Origin of the sequence: Serratia sp. JSRIV004 (assembly GCF_019968705.1) — a bacterium.
GTDB lineage: Bacteria > Pseudomonadota > Gammaproteobacteria > Enterobacterales > Enterobacteriaceae > Chania > Chania fonticola_B.
The window spans coordinates 4,421,485-4,442,840 of sequence record NZ_CP074140.1 but is presented as its reverse complement, the minus strand read 5'-3'; the positions used below and the strand labels follow the sequence as shown (position 1 = coordinate 4,442,840).

The window sequence follows — 21,356 nt, the reverse complement described above, 5'->3', positions numbered from 1 at the left end:
CACAGTTATTCGGCTTGTTAACGCCGGTTGAGGTTTTGTTGATGTTATATTATAACAATAAAAAGTATGCTTGGACGATGAAACTCCGTGGCCTGGTGGCCTGCTTGCTAATGATGACCTGCATGGGCGCACTCGCCCACCCACACAGTTTTATCGATATGAACACCACCTTTGTGGCTAAGGATCAGAAGCTGACCGGTTTAAAAATGGTTTGGGTAATGGATGAGATCACCTCGGCGGATCTGCTGTATGACGCAGAAAATGCCAACAGCGATTCAGAAGTCTGGAAAAAACTGGCGGCGGAAGTAATGGCTAACGTCCTCGGGCAGCACTATTTCACCGATATTTACCGCGCAGGCAAACCGGTGAAATACCTCAATCTGCCAACCGAATACCATCTATCCCGGCAGGGCCATAAAGCCGTGCTGGAGTTTGTGCTGCCGCTGGCGGAGCCACAGCCGCTGGTGGGGGAACCCTTTGAGATTGCCACCTACGATCCCACCTATTTTGTGGACATGACCTATCAGGATCAAAAGGCGCTGCACTTGCCGCCAGAAATGGCAAAGCAGTGCAAATTCAGCCTGGTGACGCCAAAGCCCGATTCGTCATTACAAGCTTATGCATTGTCTCTCGATAAGAACGACTCGCCCGGTGAAGATATGGCATTAGGGCAACAGTTTGCCCAGCGGGTGACGTTAACATGTCAATAAACCTCAGCCAGACCAGCAAACCTCAGCGCCATTGGGCCTTCAGCCTGTGGCCGCTGTTGCTGTTCTTCATTCTGCTGGCGGCGGTGGCCCAGTGGGTTTGGCATTACTGGCCGCAGCTGTTGATGCAAAGCGTGGTGTGGCAGAAAGGGTTACATCAGGAAATGGCGGCCTTGCTGCAACAGGTCAAGGCGGCTCCCCAGCAAGCGGGAGTGGCGCTGATGCTGTTCAGTCTAGGCTATGGCGTATTGCATGCCCTGGGGCCGGGCCACGGTAAAGTGGTGATCGCCACCTATCTGGCTACCCACCCGGCACGGTTGAAAAGCAGCCTGAAGCTGACGTTTGCCGCCTCTGTGGTGCAGGGATTGGTCGCGATTGCCCTGGTCACGCTAGTGCTGGTGGTGCTGCAACTTTCTTCCCGGCAGTTGCATCAAAGTAGTTTCTGGCTGGAGAAGGGCAGTTTTATTCTGGTGATCCTGCTCGGTGTCTTGCTCAGTTGGCGGGCGTTAAAGCGCTTGTTTATGGCGGTGAAAGCGATGCGGCCTCGGCCTGCGCTGCGCATCAACAGCTTGCAGCCTCTGCCTGCCGATCATGTCCATAGCGCGAATTGTGGTTGTGGCCACCGGCATTTGCCAAGCGATGAGGAACTGCAAGCTGGCAATGATTGGCGCACCAAAACGGCGATTGTGCTGGCAATGGGTCTGCGGCCTTGCTCCGGGGCGATCCTGGTCTTGCTGTTTTCCAAGGTGATCGGCGTTTTTACCTGGGGCGTGTTGTCGGCACTGGCCATGGCACTGGGTACTTCGATCACGATTTCCGGATTGGCGCTGTTGGTGCATTACAGCCGTAAGCTGGCGATACGCATCAGCCGCCAGCGCGCACCGGCGGCCTGGAGTGCGGTTGCTTGGGGCTCGTTGGCGTTAGCCGGAGGTTTAATTCTGCTGTTTGCCGGTGTGCTGCTGTACGTCAGCGCTCAGCCGGAATTTGGCGGCGGGATACGGCCTTTTGCCCGCTGAGGAAAAAAAAAGCGCTGCAAATGCAGCGCCTTGATTTTCAGCTGAGTTATTAACGCTTCAGCGCTTCACTCAGTTCTTCACGCATATTGGAAAGCAATGCTTTCACCACACGTGGGTTACCGGCAACCACGTTGCCAGAGCTGAAGTGGTTATGGCCGCCAACAAAGTCGGTGACCAGGCCGCCAGACTCACGTACCAGCAATTCGCCAGCAGCAAAGTCCCAAGGCTTCAGGCCAATCTCAAAGAAACCATCAACGCGGCCAGCGGCAACGTAGGCCAGATCCAGCGCGGCTGAACCGGTACGGCGGAAGTCGGCACATTGGGTGAACAGTTTGCCCAGCACGTTGATGTAAGCCGGTGCGTGCTGTTTGACTTTGAACGGGAAGCCGGTCGCCAGGATGGTGCCATCCAGATCTTTGGCATTGGTGCCGCGCAGACGGTAACCGTTGAGCTGTGCGCCCTGGCCACGGGTGGCGGTGAACAGTTCGTTGCGCATTGGATCGTAAACCACGGCCACTTCGGTACGGCCTTTAATGCGTACGGCGATGGAAACGGAGAAGTGTGGAAGACGTTTGATGAAGTTGGCGGTGCCATCCAGTGGATCAATCACCCATTGTACATCCTGATCTTCACCGGTTAACTCACCGCACTCTTCACCAATAACGGTGTGTTTCGGGTAAGATTTACGGATGATTTCGATGATCAGACGCTCAGCCTCGCGATCGACGTTAGTGACAAAGTCGTTAGAACCTTTTTGTGTCGCTTCTACAGCGTCTGGAGTCTCGTAATTTTTGGCAATCAGGTTGCCAGCCTTGCGCGCAGCGCGCACGGCGATAGTCAGCATCGGATGCATGGGTATCTTCCACAGGATGTTAAAGAACAGGAAACGGCGCGAAGTATAGCAGGTGTTCGGCAAAATACCTACGACTGTGTTAGGATGCTACGATTTTCCGCAACGCTCAGAGTTTGTATGCTGCACAATATCCGCATTGTTCTGGTTGAAACCTCTCATACCGGCAACATGGGCTCTACTGCCCGTGCCATGAAAACCATGGGATTAACCAACCTTTATCTGGTCAATCCACTGGTGAAACCCGATTCCCAGGCGATCGCCCTGGCCGCAGGCGCCAGCGATGTGATTGGCAACGCCACGATTGTCGATACCTTTGATGAAGCCATTGCGGGTTGCCGCTTGGTAGTGGGCACCAGCGCTCGCTCGCGCACTCTCCCATGGCCGATGCTGGAACCCCGCGAATGCGGCGTGCGAGCAGTACAGGAAGGCGAGCAGGGGCCGGTTGCGTTGGTCTTTGGCCGTGAACGCGTTGGGCTAACCAATGACGAATTACAGAAATGCCATTATCATGTCGCCATTCCTGCCAACCCGGAGTACAGCTCGCTGAATCTGGCCATGGCGGTGCAAATCCTGGCGTATGAGGTTCGCGTTGCCTTCCTCGATCGTCAGCAGGCTGATGCCGCACCGGTGGAAGAATCGCCGTATCCTCTGGTGGATGATATTGAACGCTTCTATCAGCATCTGGAGCAGACTTTGGTGCGCACCGGCTTTATCCGCGCCGCCCATCCAGGGCAGGTGATGAACCGTTTACGCCGCCTGTTTGCCCGGGCACGCCCGGAAGCGCAGGAGCTGAATATCTTGCGTGGTATGCTGACCTCGATCGAGAAACAGGATAAACAGCAAGGTAATTAATTTTGCTGTCACCCGCAGTTAGGCAAGATAGTATTGCTTATCTGCGGGTTATAAGGTGTATTTTATATGCATCGGATAGCAAAGCGCACAAAAAGCACGAATACTTGAGTAAATTAGTAGGTTAAATAGTTGACTGATTTACTCGGGAATGTCAGAATTTGGCCCATGTTTGACCAACAGGTAACCAATTAGCTATGAGACTGACATCCAAAGGCCGTTATGCAGTAACTGCCATGCTCGACGTGGCATTACACTCCCAGGAAGGGCCGGTACCACTGGCGGATATTTCCGAACGCCAAGGTATCTCGCTCTCTTATCTGGAACAACTGTTTTCCCGTCTGCGTAAGAATGGCCTGGTGGCCAGCGTGCGTGGGCCAGGCGGTGGTTACCTGTTGGGCAAAGAAGCGGACGCTATCGCCGTAGGCGCGGTGATTTCCGCAGTCGACGAATCGGTAGACGCCACCCGTTGCCAGGGTAAAGAAGGCTGCCAGGGGGGCGATCGTTGCCTGACCCATACCCTGTGGCGCGATCTGAGCGAGCGCATCAGCGGGTTCTTGAACAATATTACGCTGGCCGAACTGGTAAACAACCAGGAAGTGCTGGACGTGGCAGACCGTCAAAATAGCGATACGCGCCGCACGGCCAACGGTCGTCTGCAAGAAACGATCAACGTTAATCTGCGCGCATAAGCAGCTGACGACTAATTTATTGGTTTTTGGAAGTGATGTACGGAGTACAAGAGCAATGAAATTACCGATTTATCTGGACTACTCGGCCACGACTCCGGTCGACCCGCGTGTTGCCGAGAAGATGATGCAGTTTTTGACCCTGGACGGCACTTTCGGTAACCCGGCCTCCCGTTCCCACCGTTTCGGCTGGCAGGCGGAAGAGGCGGTTGATATCGCCCGTAACCAGATCGCTGAACTGGTTGGTGCGGACCCGCGTGAGATCGTGTTTACCTCAGGGGCCACCGAATCCGATAACCTGGCGATCAAAGGCGCTGCCAACTTCTATCAGAAGAAAGGCAAGCACATCATCACCTGTAAAACCGAACATAAAGCCGTGCTGGATACCTGCCGCCAACTTGAGCGCGAAGGTTTTGAAGTCACCTATCTGGCACCGCAGAGCAACGGGATCATCGATCTCCAGGTTCTCGAAGCCGCGATGCGTGAAGACACCATCCTGGTTTCCATCATGCACGTGAATAACGAAATTGGCGTAGTGCAGGATATCGCCGCCATCGGCGAAATGTGCCGGGCGCGTGGCATCATCTATCACGTCGATGCAACCCAGAGCGTAGGTAAACTGCCTATCGACCTGAGCAAGCTGAAAGTGGATCTGATGTCCTTCTCCGGCCACAAGATTTATGGCCCGAAAGGCATTGGTGCCCTGTATGTGCAGCGTAAGCCGCGCATCCGCATCGAAGCCCAGATCCACGGCGGTGGCCATGAGCGCGGTATGCGTTCTGGTACCCTGGCAGTGCATCAGATCGTTGCCATGGGTGAAGCCTATCGTATCGCCAAAGAAGAAATGGCCAGCGAAATGGCACGCCTGCGCATCCTGCGCGATCGTCTGTGGAACGGCGTGAAAGATATGGAAGAAGTGTATCTGAACGGCGATCTGCAACACGGTGCACCGAACATTCTCAACGTCAGCTTCAACTATGTTGAAGGTGAGTCGCTGATCATGGCGTTGAAAGACTTGGCGGTTTCTTCAGGCTCAGCCTGTACTTCTGCCAGCCTTGAACCTTCCTATGTGCTGCGTGCACTGGGTATGAGTGATGAGTTAGCGCACAGCTCGATCCGTTTCTCCCTGGGGCGTTTCACCACGGAAGAAGAGATCGATTACACCATTTCGTTGGTGCGTAAATCCATTGGCCGTCTGCGCGATCTCTCCCCACTGTGGGACATGTTCAAGCAGGGAGTGGATATCAACAGCATCGAATGGGCACATCATTAATTCTCAGGATCCAGGAGCAACGTCATGGCTTACAGCGAAAAAGTAATCGATCATTATGAAAACCCGCGTAACGTAGGGTCGTTTGATAACGAAGATCCTACCGTCGGTAGCGGTATGGTAGGGGCACCGGCCTGTGGCGACGTGATGAAGCTGCAGATCAAGGTCAACAACGAAGGCATTATTGAAGATGCCCGTTTCAAAACCTACGGCTGCGGTTCCGCCATCGCTTCCAGCTCGCTGGTCACCGAATGGATGAAAGGCAAGTCTCTTGATCAGGCCGAAGCGATCAAAAATACCCAGATCGCCGAAGAACTGGAGTTACCTCCGGTTAAAATTCACTGCTCAATTCTGGCCGAAGACGCCATTAAAGCAGCGATCGCCGACTACAAGAGCAAGCACAGCGCCAAGTAGTTATTATTGAGTCAGTTAGCCCGCCTTGCGGGCTAAGATTGAAGAGGTTGTTATGTCGATTACCATGAGCGACAGCGCCGCGCAGCGGGTTCAGGCATTTTTGGACCACCGTGGCAAAGGTCTCGGCCTGCGTCTGGGCGTGCGAACTTCCGGCTGTTCCGGAATGGCGTATGTGCTCGAATTTGTTGATGAAACGAACGACGATGATATCGTTTTTGAAGACAAAGGCGTCAAGGTGATCATTGACGGCAAGAGCCTGGTCTATCTGGACGGTACCGAGCTTGATTTCGTCAAGGAAGGTCTGAACGAAGGCTTCAAGTTCAACAACCCGAACGTCTCAAGCGAGTGCGGCTGCGGCGAGAGCTTTAACGTCTGACAGTCCATCGTGCTCCCCCGTGACCCACGGGGGAACCTCAATCATCACGATAACGCCCCGAGCACGCTATGGATTACTTTACTTTATTCGGGTTGCCGGTCTGCTATAGCGTAGACGGCAGCTTGCTTACCTCACGCTATCAAGATTTGCAGCGCCAATTCCACCCCGATCGCCATGCCCTCCAACCGGAGCGTGAACGCCTGATGGCGTTACAGCAGGCGGCGACCATCAACGAAGCCTATCAGTCGCTGAAGCACCCGTTAAAACGTGCCGAGTATATGTTATCTTTGCACGGCTTTGATTTGGGCAACGAGCAGCATACCCTGCGCGACACCGCGTTCCTGATGGAACAGTTGGAGCTGCGTGAAGAGCTTGATGCCATTGAACGTTCGCCGGATGCGCAAAACGCACTGGCTGCCTTCGCCACGCGCCTGAACAAGACCTTCAAACAGCGTAGCGCGCAGATGGTGCAGGAGTTGGATGAGCAGCAGTGGTCACAGGCTGCCGATACCGTGCGCAAGCTACGCTTTTTGGACAAACTCCAGCAACAGATTGAACAACTCGAAGAAAAACTGCTGGGTTTTGAGTAATAGATTCTTGATCTCGATTTTGGAAGCTCTGTAAATGGCCTTATTACAAATTAGTGAGCCTGGCCTCACGGCTGCGCCGCATCAGCGCCGCCTGGCTGCCGGTATTGATCTGGGGACCACCAACTCGCTGGTGGCTACGGTGCGTAGCGGCCAGGCCGAGACGCTGGCCGACATTGAAGGGCGCTATCTGCTGCCTTCTGTGGTGCATTATCAGGCCACCGAACATCAGGTTGGCTGGAGCGCTCGTGCACAGGCGGCACAAGATCCGGTCAATACGGTCAGCTCTGTCAAGCGCATGATGGGCCGTTCTTTGGCTGACGTGCAACAACGCTATCCAAACCTGCCGTATCAGTTCCAGGCCAGCGATAACGGCTTGCCAATGATCGTGACCGCCGCAGGCCTGGTTAACCCAGTTGGTGTTTCCGCCGATATCCTCAAGGCACTGGCTACCCGTGCTAAAGCAGCGTTGGAAGGTGAGCTTGATGGTGTGGTGATCACCGTTCCTGCCTACTTCGACGACGCTCAACGCCAAGGCACCAAAGACGCAGCGCGTCTGGCTGGCCTGCACGTGCTGCGCCTGTTGAACGAACCGACCGCTGCGGCTATCGCTTACGGGTTGGATTCGGGTCAGGAAGGGGTCATCGCCGTTTACGATCTGGGCGGTGGCACCTTTGATATTTCCATTTTGCGCCTCAGCCGTGGCGTGTTCGAAGTGCTGGCTACCGGCGGTGATTCCGCATTGGGTGGCGATGACTTCGATCATCTGCTGGCGGACTGGTTGCGTGAACAGGCAGGTATTAGCGATCGTAGCGATCATGGTGTGCAACGCCAATTGCTGGATGCTGCGATTGCGGTCAAAATCGCCCTGAGCGATGCGCAGAGCACCACGGTAGATATCGCTGGTTGGCAGGGTGAAGTGACCCGCGAACAGTTCGAAACGCTGATTGCCTCGCTGGTGAAACGTACCCTGATGGCTTGCCGCCGCGCGCTGAAAGACGCCGCCGTCAGTGCCGATGAGGTGCTGGAAGTGGTGATGGTGGGCGGTTCAACCCGTGTGCCATTGGTCCGCGAACAGGTGGGCGAGTTCTTTGGCCGTACGCCGCTGACGTCGATCGATCCGGACAAGGTGGTGGCGATCGGTGCTGCTATCCAGGCGGATATCCTGGTGGGTAACAAACCGGATAGCGAAATGCTGCTGCTGGACGTGATCCCGCTGTCGCTTGGCTTGGAAACCATGGGTGGCTTGGTTGAAAAGGTGATCCCGCGTAACACCACCATTCCGGTGGCGCGTGCGCAGGAGTTTACCACCTTCAAAGACGGCCAGAGCGCGATGATGATCCACGTGCTGCAAGGCGAGCGTGAACTGGTGCAAGATTGCCGTTCGCTGGCGCGCTTTACGCTGCGTGGCTTGCCGCCGCTTCCTGCCGGCGGGGCGCATATCCGTGTGACCTTCCAGGTGGATGCCGACGGCCTGCTGAGCGTGACGGCGATGGAGAAATCCACCGGCGTCGAAGCCTCCATTCAGGTCAAGCCTTCGTATGGCCTGTCCGATGCCGAAATTGCCGGCATGTTGAAGGACTCGATGGCCAATGCGCAAAGCGATGTCGGTGCTCGCAAGCTGGCGGAGCAACGGGTAGAAGCTTCCCGCGTGCTGGAAAGCCTGCAAGGTGCACTGGCAAGCGATGCCGCTCTGCTGAGTGACGAAGAAAGCCTGGCTATCAACAACGCGGTAGCCGAGCTCCAGCAAGTGATGCAAGGCTCCGATCCTGCTGCGATCGAGGCCGCAATAAAAATAGTCGATGCAACAACCCAAGATTTTGCCGCGCGCCGCATGGATGCCTCCATTCGCCGTGCGCTGGCTGGCCATTCTGTGGATGAGGTTTAACCATGCCGAAAATTGTTTTCCTGCCCCATCAAGATCTCTGCCCGGAGGGGGCAGTACTGGAAGCGGAAGTTGGGGAAACTATCCTCGATGTCGCACTGCGTAACGGTATTGAAATTGAACATGCCTGTGAGAAATCCTGTGCCTGTACCACCTGCCACTGCATCGTGCGTGAAGGGTTTGATTCCCTGGCCGAAAGCAGCGAGCTGGAAGATGACATGCTGGACAAAGCCTGGGGGCTGGAGCCGGAAAGCCGCTTGAGCTGCCAGGCCCGCGTCACCGAAGACGATTTGGTGGTCGAAATGCCGCGTTATACTGTCAACCATGCGCGCGAGCACTAGGAGATAAGAATGGGACTGAAGTGGACAGACAGCCGCGAAATCGGCGAAGCCCTGTACGACGCCTATCCAGATACCGATCCGAAAACCGTGCGTTTCACCGATATGCACCAGTGGATTTGCGATCTGGAAGAATTTGACGATGAACCGCAGGCTTCCAATGAAAAAATACTGGAAGCGATCCTGCTGGTCTGGTTAGATGAAGCAGAGTAAATAGCATGACGGGCTGCCATAGGCAGCCCGTTTATTTTGTATCCGACAAGATTAGTACAAGAATAATCCGGAGTAAGGCTATGACAACCGAAATCATGCAGATCACGCTATCCCAGCAACCCGCCGATGCGCGCTGGGGTGAAAAGGCGCTGCTGAGCACCAATGACCAAGGCATCACCATCCATCTGAGCAATTCCGGCAAGCTGGGCCTGATCCAGCGCGCGGCACGCAGGATCGATGGCCAGGGCATCAAGAAAGTGAAACTGGCCGGGGAAGGCTGGGACCTGGAAAACAGCTGGGCGTTTTGGCAGGGCTATCGCGGGCCAAAAGGGCAGCGTAGCGTCGAGTGGGCTGAGCTGCCGGAAGCGGAAAGCCAAGAGCTGCAACAGCGCCTGAAGATTATCGATTGGGTGCGTGACACCATCAATATGCCAGCGGAAGAGCTGGGGCCAGAGCAACTGGCAACCCGCGCGGTTGATCTGATGTGTGCTGTTGGTTGTGATGCCGTCAGCTATCGCATCACCAAAGGTGAAGACCTGCGTGAGCAGAACTACGCCGGTATTCATACGGTTGGGCGGGGTTCCGATCGTTCTCCGGTGCTGTTGGCGCTGGACTTTAACCCGACGGGCAACCCGGATGCACCGGTATTCGCCTGCCTGGTAGGTAAAGGGATCACCTTCGACAGCGGCGGTTACAGCCTCAAGCAAAGCGCGTTTATGGACTCGATGAAGTCCGACATGGGCGGCGCGGCCACCATCACTGGCGCATTGGCATTGGCGGTGGCTCGCGGCTTGCAGCAGCGCGTCAAACTGTACCTGTGCTGTGCGGACAATATGGTCAGCGGTAACGCCTTTAAACTGGGCGACATTATCCGCTATCGCAATGGCAAAACGGTTGAAGTGATGAACACCGATGCGGAAGGGCGTCTGGTATTGGCCGATGGCCTGATCGATGCCAGCGCGCAAAACCCGCAGTTGATCATCGACTGCGCGACCTTGACTGGCGCAGCGAAAACGGCGGTAGGTAATGATTACCACGCGCTGTTCAGCTTTGACGATGCGCTGGCGCAAGAGCTGTTGGCCAGTGCGGATGAAGAGCACGAGCCGTTCTGGCGTCTGCCGCTAGCGGAATTTCACCGCAGCCAGTTGCCGTCAAACTTTGCTGAACTGAACAACGTTGCGGGCCCGGCTTACACCGCTGGCGCCAGCACCGCCGCGGCCTTCCTGTCGCACTTTGTGCAGAATTATCAAAAGGGTTGGCTGCATATCGACTGTTCTGCCACCTATCGTAAAGGTGCCGTGGAGCAGTGGTCAGCAGGCGCAACCGGTCTGGGCGTACGTACGCTGGCCAACCTGTTGCTGAGCAAAGCGAAGTAAGTTTAACATTACGTTTTTCCGTAGGGGCTCAGCATGCTGGGCCCTTAATACATTGGAGGAGTCGGCAATGAGTTCCCACCATCATGATGATGACGCCGTTTCAGGCGAAAACGAGCTTGAGCGCCTGCTGAGGCTGGCGGCCTCAGAACCGGCATACCGCCCGGCGTTTTTCCGCGAACTGCTGGATTCAACGGTCTACATTCTGGGTGACAGCGAGCAGGTGCCGCACGACGGTGAAATTACGCTGAATGCCGAGACACCGGTGAATATTCAGCACTGGGAAAAGCAGGATGGCAGCAGCGTGGTGCCTTTCTTCACCTCGCTGGAGGCGCTGCAAAACGCAGTGGAGGATGAGCAACCCTTTATCGCCATGCCCGCTCGCGTGCTGTTTGAAATCACCCAAGGTGCCGAACTGTTCCTGAACCCGAAAGGCACCCACGGCAAGGAATTTCTTCCAGCCGAGATCGCCATGCTGTTGGCTACCGGTGGCGTAGTGAAACCGGCAGAGCGTTATATCGATACCGAAACTCAGCTACTGCTGGGGCAGCCTGAAGAGTATCCGGCGGCGATGGTGGATGCGCTGACGACCTTGTTCAGCCAGCGGAAACCGGTACGCCGCGCTTTCCTGGCGTTGATGCACGATCGTGCCGTAGACGAGAAGCCGAACCTGCTGGTGGGCCTTGAAGTGGATGGCGATCCGGCAGAGATTGAAGCCCTGATCAGCGAAGCCGGTATGGTGGCCAGCGAAACCGCGCCGAACGATGAGCCAGTCGACTTTTGCCTGGTAGAAGAGAATGCGCGGGGCGTGAGCCATTATCTGATCAACCATACCCAGGCTTTCTATCAGCGTCGCTGGGGCAGTTGGCTGCGAAATATGATCCCATCGACCGATAAAACCCAGTAAGCCGATCGGTCAGGATCCCATTTGTCGCTGACTATGGTGGATTAAGATAATTTTTTTTTAATGAAATGTTGATTTTCCCGTAGGCAAGCGTTAACAGCGCACATATAATCTGCGCCACTTGAAAGGCCGGCACCTCACCTTATCGCCCGGCCTGTTTTGGAAGACATAATAGAGGCCATCATGACCGTAGAACGTACCTTTTCCATCATTAAGCCAAACGCTGTAGCTAACAATGACATCGGCGCTATCTATGCTCGTTTCGAGCGCGCGGGTTTCAAAATCATCGCATCTAAAATGTTGCGTCTGACTCGCGAACAAGCCGAAGGCTTCTACGCCGAGCACAAAGGCCGTCCTTTCTTCGACGGTCTGGTTGAGTTCATGACCTCTGGCCCGATCGTGGTACAGGTTCTGGAAGCGGAAAATGCCGTACAGCGTAACCGTGACATCATGGGCGCAACCAACCCTGACAACGCATTGGCCGGCACCCTGCGTGCTGACTATGCAGACAGCTTCACTGCCAACGCCGTGCACGGCTCAGACGCAGTAGAATCTGCCCAGCGTGAAATCGCATACTTCTTTAACGAAAGCGAAATCTGCCCACGTTAATTGTGGTGGGGTCTGCTGAGACCGGCAATTTACCGGCAGATACAATAAAAATGCCGTGAAAGCCGTTCAGACGTAGAAACCCGCTACTAAAATTTGTACAATGCCGCGCCCCAGGGAAGCTATCTTGCCTGGGGCGTGTCTTTTGATGACACACTTACTTTTCACTCCTTCAAGCCATAACGTGTAATAACGAGGCTAAGAGATCATTATGTTAGAACCCATCGCGCCCGAGCATACCTTGTCTGAAAATACTTCCCTGACCGTGCAAACGGAACAACCGGCTACCGCCAAAATCAACCTGCTGGATTTGAACCGTCAGCAATTGCGCGAATTTTTCGCCAACATGGGTGAAAAACCTTTCCGCGCCGATCAGGTGATGAAGTGGATGTATCACTATTGCTGCGACGATTTTGAGCAGATGACCGACATCAACAAGGTGCTGCGCAATAAATTACAACGCGTGGCGGAAATCCGTGCGCCGGAAGTCGCAGAAGAGCAGCGTTCGGCCGATGGCACCATCAAGTGGGCCATCAAGGTGGGCGATCAACAGGTCGAAACCGTCTATATCCCAGATGGCGATCGCGCCACCCTGTGCGTGTCTTCACAGGTAGGCTGCGCACTGGAGTGCAAATTCTGTTCCACGGCTCAGCAGGGCTTTAACCGCAACCTGCGCGTCTCGGAAATCATTGGCCAGGTATGGCGTGCTGCTAAAATCCTGGGCGCCATCAAAGTCACCGGCCAACGTCCTATCACCAACGTGGTGATGATGGGCATGGGGGAGCCGTTGCTTAACCTGACCAACGTGGTGCCAGCGATGGAAATCATGCTGGATGACTTTGGTTTTGGTCTGTCCAAGCGCCGCGTTACCTTGTCTACCTCCGGTGTCGTACCCGCTCTGGACAAATTGGGCGATATGATCGATGTGGCGCTGGCCATTTCGCTGCATGCGCCTAACGACAAGATCCGTGACGAGATTGTACCGATCAACCGCAAGTACAATATTGAAACCTTCCTGGCGGCGGTACGCCGTTATCTGGAAAAGTCCAATGCCAATCAAGGGCGCGTCACCGTTGAATACGTGATGCTGGATCACATCAACGACAGCACCGACGATGCGCACCAACTGGCGGAAGTGCTGAAAGATACGCCGTGCAAGATCAACCTGATCCCATGGAACCCGTTCCCTGGGGCACCTTATGGCCGCAGCTCCAACAGCCGCGTCGACCGTTTCTCCAAGGTGTTGATGGAATACGGCTTTACGACTATTGTTCGTAAAACCCGTGGCGATGACATCGATGCTGCCTGTGGGCAGTTGGCGGGAGAGGTGATCGATCGTACCAAGCGTACCCTGAAAAAGAAAATGGCCGGGGAACCTATCAACGTACGAGCGGTCTGAATCCTATAGCATGATTTTTTTGTTATCTAACAGCCTGTTATGTGAGCAGCAATCCTTCAGGCGATCGGGTAACATCGGATAAGGAAATGAGTGCAAGCATGAAGCTGAAACTGTGGGGTGTATTATTGGCGGCCAGTTTGCTGGCGGGCTGTTCCAGCTCGCAACCCGATAACGACGGGCCAGCGGTGGCGGCAGGCCAGACCCGGTTGCAACTGGGCCTGGAGTATCTGAACCAGGGCGATCTACCGGCAGCCAGGCAGAATCTGCAAAAAGCGGTCGATGCGGCCCCACAGGATTATCGTACCCAATTGGGCATGGCACTCTACAATCAGCGGATCGGCGATAACGCCGCCGCTGAACAGCGTTATCAGCAATCGCTTAAACTTGCACCGGGTAACGGTACCGTATTGAATAATTACGGTGCGTTTCTCTGTAGTTTAGGGCAGTATGTACCGGCCCAACAGCAGTTTAGCGCTGCGGCACTGGCGCCAGAATATGGCCAGGTTGCCGACAGTCTGGAAAACGCAGGTTACTGTTTCCTCAAGGCCGGTCAAAATGATGAAGCTCGTAAGTTATTAACGCGAGCACTGAAGATCGATCCGGACAAGGGGGCTCCGCTGCTAGTGGAAGCAGAAAAGCAATTTGGAGAAGGGAAGCGCGCGCAGTCGCAACTTTTATTGGACAGTTATCAACATGTTCTGCCGGCGAGTGCCGACAGTCTATGGCTACAGATTCGTTTCGCCGCGTTAGCGGGCCGTCAGGATAGCGTTCAACGCTATGGCAAACAGCTAGCGCGAAGTTTTCCACAATCCAAACAGTACCAGCAGTTCTTAGCTAATGAATACTGAAGATTCCCAAGATAAAACCGTATCTATGACAACAGGTCAACGCCTGCGCCAGGCTCGTGAACAACTCGGGCTGAGTCAACAGGCCGTGGCTGAACGCCTGTGCCTAAAAATGTCTACCGTGCGCGACATTGAAGACGACAATATGTCTGCCGATCTGGCTTCAACGTTCGTGCGTGGTTATATCCGTTCCTATGCCAAGCTGGTGCATTTGCCAGAAGATGAACTGTTGCCGATGATGGAAAAACAGGCACCGGTGAGAGCGGCCAAAGTGGCTCAGATGCAGAGCTTCTCTTTGGGTAAGCGCCGTAAAAAGCGTGATGGCTGGCTGATGAGCTTTACCTGGCTGATTGTGTTTGTGGTCGTGGGTTTGACCGGTGCCTGGTGGTGGCAGAATCACAAGGCTCAGCAGGAAGAGATCGCCACCATGGCGGATCAATCTTCCGCACAGCTTTCTCAGCATGGTGAAGGCCAGCCAGTGCCATTGACCGACGGCAACGTGGATAATGGTGCATCGGCAGTTGTCCCAGACAACAGCCCTGCGCCGTCAACCAATAGCGCTGCTACGACTCAACAGGTCCCGGCCGTGCTTGATCCTCAGGCGGCTCAACAGCCTGCTGTAGTAGCACCAAGTCAGGCTACTATCCCGGATGCGACATCGACCGCGCCAGCCGCTCAGGCTCAGTTGCCTACCGGTGCTGCTGGCGTCAGTGCTTCGGAGGCTGATGCCAACGGGCTGGTGATGGATTTTTCCGGCGACTGCTGGGTGCAAGTGGTTGACGCGACGGGTAAATCCTTGGTCAGCGGCATCCAGAAAAGCGGTTCCCGGCTGAATCTGACTGGCAAGGCGCCGTTTAAACTGACCCTTGGCGCACCGGCTTCGGTACAGGTCCAATTCCAGGGTAAACCGGTCGATTTAAGCCGGTTTGTCAAGTCAAACCGTGTTGCTCGTCTGACCGTTGCCGCGCAGTAATAGCGCGGCTATTGTCGTTAAGTCAGAGCAGCAGTGGAGAGTAACTGATGCATAACCAAGCTCCCATTAACCGTCGCAAATCCACCCGTATTTACGTCGGTAACGTGCCTATAGGCGATGGAGCGCCGATTGCCGTGCAATCGATGACCAACACCCGTACCACCGATGTCGAAGCGACGGTTAATCAGATCCGGGCTCTGGAGCGCGTGGGGGTTGATATCGTCCGCGTTTCCGTTCCCACCATGGACGCCGCCGAGGCGTTTAGGCTGATCAAGCAGCAGGTCAACGTACCGCTGGTGGCCGATATCCATTTCGATTACCGCATTGCGTTGCAGGTTGCCGAATACGGCGTTGACTGCCTGCGTATCAACCCAGGCAACATTGGCAACGAATCTCGTATCCGTTCAGTGGTTGACTGCGCGCGTGACAAAAATATCCCGATCCGCATCGGCGTTAACGGCGGCTCGTTGGAAAAAGATATTCAGGAAAAGTACGGCGAACCTACGCCGGAAGCGCTGCTGGAATCCGCCATGCGTCACGTGGATATTCTGGATCGTCTCAACTTTGACCAGTTCAAGGTGAGCGTGAAAGCGTCCGACGTGTTCCTGGCCGTACAGTCTTACCGGCTGCTGGCTGCCCGTATTGACCAACCCTTGCATCTTGGCATCACCGAGGCGGGCGGAGCACGCAGTGGCTCAGTGAAATCAGCCATTGGCCTGGGCATGCTGCTGTCGGAAGGGATCGGCGATACGCTGCGCATTTCGCTGGCGGCGGATCCGGTTGAAGAAGTGAAGGTTGGCTTTGATATCCTGAAGTCCTTGCGCATCCGCGCTCGTGGCATCAACTTCATTGCCTGCCCAACCTGCTCACGTCAGGAGTTTGACGTCATTGGTACCGTCAATGCGTTGGAACAACGCCTGGAAGACCTCATCACCCCGATGGACGTGTCCATTATCGGTTGCGTGGTGAACGGGCCGGGCGAAGCCCTGGTGTCGACCATTGGAGTAACCGGTGGGCACAAGAAGAGCGGCTTCTACGAAGACGGCGTGCGCCAGAAAGAGCGTTTTGATAACGAACAGATGATTGACCAGTTGGAAGCGAAGATCCGGGCCAAAGCGGCCATGATGGACGGATCCAAGCGCATTTCGATCAATCTTCTGGAAGAATAAGTCGGCGGCTATTGGCCCGCTGATTGATAATCCGAGGACTGGATTGCGCATCTGCGTTGAATAGCGGGTGGCAAAGTCCCTATAATCGGATCCATTTTATATAAACGGACAGAGAACTCACGTGGCAAAAAACATTCAAGCCATTCGCGGCATGAACGATTACCTGCCGGAAGAAACGGCACTGTGGCAGCGTATTGAAGGCACACTCAAGCAGGTGCTGAGCGGCTATGGCTATAGCGAAATCCGGTTGCCGATTGTAGAGCAGACCCCGTTATTCAAGCGCGCCATCGGTGAAGTGACCGACGTCGTGGAAAAAGAAATGTATACCTTCGAGGACCGCAACGGCGAAAGCCTGACGCTGCGCCCGGAAGGAACGGCTGGCTGCGTACGCGCCGGTATCGAACATGGTCTGCTGTACAATCAGGAACAGCGTCTGTGGTATATCGGCCCGATGTTCCGTTACGAACGTCCACAAAAAGGCCGTTACCGCCAGTTCCATCAGTTAGGGGCAGAGGTATTTGGCCTGCAAGGCCCCGACATTGACGCCGAGCTGATCCTGCTGACCGCCCGCTGGTGGAAAGCGCTGGGCATTGCCGAACACGTCAATCTGGAACTGAACTCCATTGGTTCACTGGAAGCTCGCGCCAACTACCGTGACGCTCTGGTGGCTTTCCTGGAACAGCATCAGGAAAAACTCGACGAAGACTGCAAGCGCCGCATGTACAGCAACCCACTGCGCGTGCTGGATTCTAAAAATCCAGAAGTGCAAACCCTGCTTAACGATGCGCCGCGTCTTTCCGACTATCTGGATGAAGAGTCCAAAGCCCACTTTGCCGGGCTGTGTGAACTTTTAGCTCAGGCCGGTATCCCATATACCGTTAACGAGCGCCTGGTGCGCGGCCTGGATTATTACAATCGCACGGTGTTTGAGTGGGTCACCACCAGCCTGGGCGCTCAGGGCACCGTGTGTGCCGGTGGCCGTTACGACGGCCTGGTTGAGCAACTGGGGGGGCGCGCTACCCCTGGCGTGGGTTTTGCCATGGGGCTGGAGCGTTTGGTACTGCTGGTTCAGGCGGTTAATCCGGACTTCAAGGCACCGGCCACCATCGACGTATACGTCATATCGAGCGGTGCGGGTACCCAGAGTGCGGCCATGTTGCTGGCAGAGCAGGTTCGTGATGCTGCGCCGCAGATTAAATTGATGACCAACTATGGCGGCGGCAACTTTAAAAAGCAGATCACCCGTGCAGACAAGTGGGGCGCGCGTATCGCCCTGATCCTGGGTGAGAACGAAGTCGCAGCACAGCAGGTGGTGGTTAAAGACCTGCGCAGTGGTGAACAAGAAACGCTGGCGCAAAGCGAAGTCGCTGCGCGTCTGGCTTTGATGTTAGGTTAAGGAGAAGGACACCGTGGAAGTCTATACCACTGAAAACGAACAGCTTGACGCCGTGCGCAACTTTTTTGCCGAAAACGGTAAAGCTTTGGTTGTGGGTGTGGTGCTCGGTATTGGTGCCCTGGTTGGTTGGCGCTACTGGCAGAGCAACCAGACCTCCAGCATGATGGCTGCCTCACAGTCGTATCAACAGGTTGACGTTGCCTTGGCATCGGGTAAAGCCGAAGACGTGGCAGCGGCAGAGAAGTTTATCCAGGCGAACGACAACAGCTACGGCGTGTTCGCGGCTCTGGATTTGGCTAAACACTTTGCACAACAAGGTGATTTTGCCAAGGCAGAACAGCAACTGGTGGTGGCACAGAGCCATGCCAAAGATGAAAACCTGTTGGCGTTGGTAAATCTGCGTCTGGCTCGTGTTCAGATGCAAGAGAAAAAGCTGGATGAAGCGCTGAAAACGCTGGATGGCGTGAAAGGCGAAGGTTGGATGGCCATGATGCAAGACGTACGCGGCGACGTGCTGTTGGCCAAAGGCGACAGTAAAGGTGCGCGTGAAGCTTACAGCAAAGGCATCGAATCCAATGCTTCTCAGGCGCTTGCGGCAGTAATGCGCATGAAATTGAATAACTTGTCCAGCTAAGGGGAATTCCCATGCAATTGCGTAAAACACTCTTGGTCGGACTGGTTTCCGTGACTTTGCTGAGTGGCTGCTCGTTGTTTAGTGGCGAAGAAGACGTGGTTACCATGTCGCCGCTGCCAACGGTTGAAAATCAGTTCACGCCGAACAAAGCGTGGAGCACGTCGGTCGGTGATGGTATTGGTGAGTACTACTCTCACCTGCGCCCGGCTTATCAGGACAGCACGGTTTATGCTGCCGATCGTCGCGGTACGGTGAAAGCGATGGACCTGGCCGACGGTAAAGAAAAATGGAAGGCCGATCTCTCCGAGAAAACCGGCTTCTTCTCCAGCAACCTGCCTGCGCTGCTGTCTGGCGGCCTGACGGTGTCTGGCTCCAACGTGTACGTTGGCAGTGAGAAAGCGGTGGTATATGCGCTGAATACCGAAGACGGTAAAGTCGCCTGGCAAACCAAGGTTGCGGGTGAAGCGATTTCCCGTCCGGTGGTCGCCGAGGGGCTGGTGCTGATCCATACCACCAACGGTCAGCTGCAAGCGCTGAACGAGTCTGATGGTGCCATCAAGTGGACGGTCAACCTGGATATCCCTTCACTGTCACTGCGTGGTGAGTCAGCTCCGGCAACGGCCTTTGGTGCAGCGGTAGTTGGCGGTGACAACGGTCGCGTCAGCGCCGTGTTGATGCAGCAGGGCCAGTTGATCTGGCAGCAGCGTATTTCCCAGCCAAGCGGTGCGACCGAGATCGACCGCCTGAATGACGTAGATACCACGCCGGTGATTATTGACAACGTGGTCTATGCCTTGGGTTACAATGGCAACATGGCGGCGCTGGATCTGCGCTCCGGCCAAATCATGTGGAAACGTGATATGGGTTCGGTGAACGACTTTATCGTCGATGCAGGCCGTATCTATGTGGTCGATCAGAATGACCGTGTAGTGGCAATGAATACCGAAGGTGGCGTTAACCTGTGGCGCCAGAGCGATCTGCTTCACCGTAACCTGACTGCACCAGTGCTGTATAACGGCTACCTGGTCGTCGGCGATGCCGAAGGTTATCTGCACTGGATCAATACCACCGATGGCCGTTTTGTGGCTCAGCAAAAAGTGGATAGCTCCGGCTTCCTGTCCGCGCCAATTGTGGCCGGTGACAAACTGCTGATCCAGGCGCGTGGCGGCAAGGTTTACGCCTTCACTCGCTAACAGTTGTAACCCCAATCAATCGCAGGCTGTGCAGCCTGTAAGATTCATGGGATAACGGCTCCTGACGTCAGGGGCCGTTTCGTATTTTTAAGCTATGCCGCTGCTGTCTATTGCGCTGCATAGTAACGCATTGATTATTAAGTAATGAGGCTTCAACATGATACCTGTCGTTGCGCTGGTCGGGCGCCCGAATGTCGGTAAATCCACCTTGTTTAACCGTTTAACACAGACGCGCGATGCGCTGGTGGCGGATTTCCCCGGGCTAACGCGAGACCGCAAATATGGTCGTGCTGAAGTTGAGGGCAACGAATTTATTATCGTCGATACCGGAGGTATTGACGGGACGGAAGATGGCGTTGAAACGCGTATGGCCGGTCAGTCGCTGCTGGCGATCGAAGAGGCCGATATCGTCCTGTTTATGGTCGATGCCCGTGCCGGGCTGATGCCTGCCGATCAGGGGATTGCCCAGCACCTGCGTAATCGCCAGAAGGCGACGTTCCTGGTTGCCAACAAAACCGATGGCATGGATCCGGACACCGCGACGGCAGATTTCTATTCCTTGGGCCTGGGCGACGTCTATGCGATTGCCGCTTCCCATGGCCGTGGCGTCACACAGCTGATCGAGCACGTGCTGGTGCCGTTCATCCCGGCAAAACCGGAAGAAGTCGAGCTGACCGAAGAAGAAGCCAATGCCGCCTATTGGGCCGAGCAGAGCGGTGAGCTGGAAGAGGGTGAATATGAAGATCCGGAAGAGGACTTCAACCCGCAGGATCTGCCGATCAAGCTGGCGATCGTTGGCCGCCCTAACGTAGGTAAGTCGACGCTCACTAACCGTATTCTCGGCGAAGAGCGTGTGGTCGTGTTTGACATGCCTGGCACGACTCGCGACAGCATTTACATTCCGATGGTGCGTGACGAGCGTGAATATGTGCTTATCGACACCGCCGGGGTGCGCAAGCGTGGCAAGGTTACCGAAACCGTTGAGAAATTCTCGGTGATCAAAACGCTGCAGGCGATCGAAGATGCCAACGTCGTGTTGTTGGTGATCGACGCCCGCGAAGGCATTTCCGATCAGGATCTGTCGCTGCTGGGCTTTATCCTCAATAGTGGGCGCTCACTGGTGATTGCGGTCAACAAGTGGGACGGCATGAGTGAGGAAGATCGCGATCACGTGAAAGAGATGCTCGATCTGCGTTTGGGCTTTGTCGATTTTGCGCGTGTGCACTTTATCTCTGCGCTGCACGGCAGCGGTGTGGGTAACCTATTCGAATCTGTGAACGAAGCCTATGAGTGTGCGACTCGCCGCGTAAACACCTCGATGCTTACCAAGATCATGCAGATGGCTGCCGAAGACCACCAGCCGCCGTTGGTGCGTGGCCGCCGCGTGAAGCTCAAATATGCGCATGCAGGGGGTTATAACCCGCCAATCGTGGTGATCCACGGTAACCAGGTATCCGATCTGGCCGACTCCTACAAACGTTACCTGATGAACTACTTCCGTCGTTCACTCAAGGTGATGGGGACGCCGATCCGCATCCAGTTTAAAGAGGGTGAGAACCCGTTTGCGGGCAAGCGCAACACCTTGACGCCAAACCAGATGCGCAAGCGCAAGCGCTTGATGAGCCACCTGAAGAAGTCAAAATAACAACCGTAGGGCGTGGAATTGA

General features: G+C 55.2%; 23 protein-coding genes. 22 read left to right on the top strand and 1 reads right to left on the bottom strand.

The features are described from left to right. The first annotated feature begins 41 nt into the window (after positions 1–41). On the top strand, positions 42–710 hold the full coding sequence (locus KGP21_RS21200; RefSeq protein WP_179247640.1) for a DUF1007 family protein: 669 nt from the start codon (positions 42–44) through the stop codon (positions 708–710). Then, complete coding sequence (locus KGP21_RS21195; RefSeq protein WP_021807194.1) at positions 701–1,723, top strand: nickel/cobalt transporter; 1,023 nt, start codon at positions 701–703, stop codon at positions 1,721–1,723. Before KGP21_RS21200 ends, KGP21_RS21195 begins: the two co-directional genes overlap by 10 nt. A 49-nt stretch (positions 1,724–1,772) precedes the next feature. Here KGP21_RS21195 and suhB read toward each other — a convergent pair whose 3' ends face one another. Further along, entirely contained in the window at positions 1,773–2,576 is an 804-nt protein-coding gene (suhB, locus tag KGP21_RS21190; RefSeq protein ID WP_021178863.1) for an inositol-1-monophosphatase, read from the bottom strand. A 117-nt stretch (positions 2,577–2,693) separates the two neighbouring features. Between suhB and trmJ the strand changes: the two genes are divergently transcribed. The 20 genes from trmJ to der all read left to right on the top strand — a co-directional run bounded on the left by trmJ (position 2,694) and on the right by der (position 21,334). Beyond that, positions 2,694–3,428, top strand: coding sequence for a tRNA (cytosine(32)/uridine(32)-2'-O)-methyltransferase TrmJ (trmJ, locus tag KGP21_RS21185; protein ID WP_021807193.1), 735 nt, complete (start codon positions 2,694–2,696; stop codon positions 3,426–3,428). 194 nt (positions 3,429–3,622) lie between these two features. Beyond that, positions 3,623–4,117: a Fe-S cluster assembly transcriptional regulator IscR gene (gene iscR / locus KGP21_RS21180; RefSeq protein ID WP_021807192.1), complete on the top strand. Its 495-nt coding sequence runs from the start codon at positions 3,623–3,625 to the stop codon at positions 4,115–4,117. 55 nt (positions 4,118–4,172) lie between these two features. Beyond that, positions 4,173–5,387, top strand: a complete 1,215-nt coding sequence (locus tag KGP21_RS21175; RefSeq protein WP_021178860.1) for an IscS subfamily cysteine desulfurase — start codon at positions 4,173–4,175, stop codon at positions 5,385–5,387. A 24-nt stretch (positions 5,388–5,411) separates the two neighbouring features. Then, a complete protein-coding gene (iscU, locus tag KGP21_RS21170) occupies positions 5,412–5,798 on the top strand; it encodes a Fe-S cluster assembly scaffold IscU (RefSeq protein WP_004952090.1) in 387 nt (128 codons plus the stop codon). Between the two features lie 52 nt (positions 5,799–5,850). Next, positions 5,851–6,174: an iron-sulfur cluster assembly protein IscA gene (gene iscA, locus KGP21_RS21165; RefSeq protein WP_021178859.1), complete on the top strand. Its 324-nt coding sequence runs from the start codon at positions 5,851–5,853 to the stop codon at positions 6,172–6,174. 68 nt (positions 6,175–6,242) lie between these two features. Further along, on the top strand, positions 6,243–6,764 hold the full coding sequence (gene hscB, locus KGP21_RS21160) for a co-chaperone HscB (RefSeq protein WP_223536211.1): 522 nt from the start codon (positions 6,243–6,245) through the stop codon (positions 6,762–6,764). Positions 6,765–6,798: 34 nt separating this feature from the next. Continuing rightward, positions 6,799–8,649 (top strand): Fe-S protein assembly chaperone HscA, encoded by a 1,851-nt coding sequence (gene hscA / locus KGP21_RS21155; RefSeq protein WP_021807190.1) that lies wholly within the window; start codon positions 6,799–6,801, stop codon positions 8,647–8,649. 2 nt (positions 8,650–8,651) lie between these two features. Continuing rightward, on the top strand, positions 8,652–8,987 hold the full coding sequence (gene fdx, locus KGP21_RS21150) for an ISC system 2Fe-2S type ferredoxin (protein ID WP_021178856.1): 336 nt from the start codon (positions 8,652–8,654) through the stop codon (positions 8,985–8,987). A gap of 9 nt (positions 8,988–8,996) precedes the next feature. Then, complete coding sequence (gene iscX / locus KGP21_RS21145; RefSeq protein ID WP_021178855.1) at positions 8,997–9,197, top strand: Fe-S cluster assembly protein IscX; 201 nt, start codon at positions 8,997–8,999, stop codon at positions 9,195–9,197. An 80-nt stretch (positions 9,198–9,277) separates the two neighbouring features. Beyond that, positions 9,278–10,573, top strand: a complete 1,296-nt coding sequence (gene pepB, locus KGP21_RS21140; RefSeq protein ID WP_223536210.1) for an aminopeptidase PepB — start codon at positions 9,278–9,280, stop codon at positions 10,571–10,573. A 67-nt stretch (positions 10,574–10,640) separates the two neighbouring features. Next, positions 10,641–11,477, top strand: a complete 837-nt coding sequence (gene sseB, locus KGP21_RS21135) for an enhanced serine sensitivity protein SseB (protein WP_021807188.1) — start codon at positions 10,641–10,643, stop codon at positions 11,475–11,477. Between the two features lie 180 nt (positions 11,478–11,657). Next, entirely contained in the window at positions 11,658–12,083 is a 426-nt protein-coding gene (gene ndk, locus KGP21_RS21130) for a nucleoside-diphosphate kinase (RefSeq protein ID WP_004952077.1), read from the top strand. Positions 12,084–12,291: 208 nt separating this feature from the next. Further along, entirely contained in the window at positions 12,292–13,479 is a 1,188-nt protein-coding gene (locus tag KGP21_RS21125) for a bifunctional tRNA (adenosine(37)-C2)-methyltransferase TrmG/ribosomal RNA large subunit methyltransferase RlmN (RefSeq protein WP_021178852.1), read from the top strand. A 98-nt stretch (positions 13,480–13,577) separates the two neighbouring features. Continuing rightward, the gene (pilW, locus tag KGP21_RS21120) at positions 13,578–14,327 is read left to right on the top strand and encodes a type IV pilus biogenesis/stability protein PilW (protein ID WP_223536209.1); all 750 of its coding nucleotides are present in this window, start codon (positions 13,578–13,580) and stop codon (positions 14,325–14,327) included. Beyond that, on the top strand, positions 14,317–15,297 hold the full coding sequence (gene rodZ / locus KGP21_RS21115; RefSeq protein WP_223536206.1) for a cytoskeleton protein RodZ: 981 nt from the start codon (positions 14,317–14,319) through the stop codon (positions 15,295–15,297). The genes pilW and rodZ overlap by 11 nt, the downstream gene beginning before the upstream one ends. A 47-nt stretch (positions 15,298–15,344) precedes the next feature. Further along, positions 15,345–16,466, top strand: a complete 1,122-nt coding sequence (ispG, locus tag KGP21_RS21110; protein ID WP_021178849.1) for a flavodoxin-dependent (E)-4-hydroxy-3-methylbut-2-enyl-diphosphate synthase — start codon at positions 15,345–15,347, stop codon at positions 16,464–16,466. A 121-nt stretch (positions 16,467–16,587) separates the two neighbouring features. Then, positions 16,588–17,862, top strand: coding sequence for a histidine--tRNA ligase (gene hisS, locus KGP21_RS21105; RefSeq protein ID WP_021178848.1), 1,275 nt, complete (start codon positions 16,588–16,590; stop codon positions 17,860–17,862). Positions 17,863–17,875: 13 nt separating this feature from the next. Next, positions 17,876–18,496 (top strand): YfgM family protein, encoded by a 621-nt coding sequence (locus KGP21_RS21100; protein WP_021807185.1) that lies wholly within the window; start codon positions 17,876–17,878, stop codon positions 18,494–18,496. 11 nt (positions 18,497–18,507) lie between these two features. Further along, on the top strand, positions 18,508–19,689 hold the full coding sequence (bamB, locus tag KGP21_RS21095) for an outer membrane protein assembly factor BamB (RefSeq protein ID WP_021807184.1): 1,182 nt from the start codon (positions 18,508–18,510) through the stop codon (positions 19,687–19,689). A 157-nt stretch (positions 19,690–19,846) separates the two neighbouring features. Next, complete coding sequence (der, locus tag KGP21_RS21090) at positions 19,847–21,334, top strand: ribosome biogenesis GTPase Der (RefSeq protein ID WP_021178845.1); 1,488 nt, start codon at positions 19,847–19,849, stop codon at positions 21,332–21,334. Positions 21,335–21,356 lie beyond the last annotated feature (22 nt).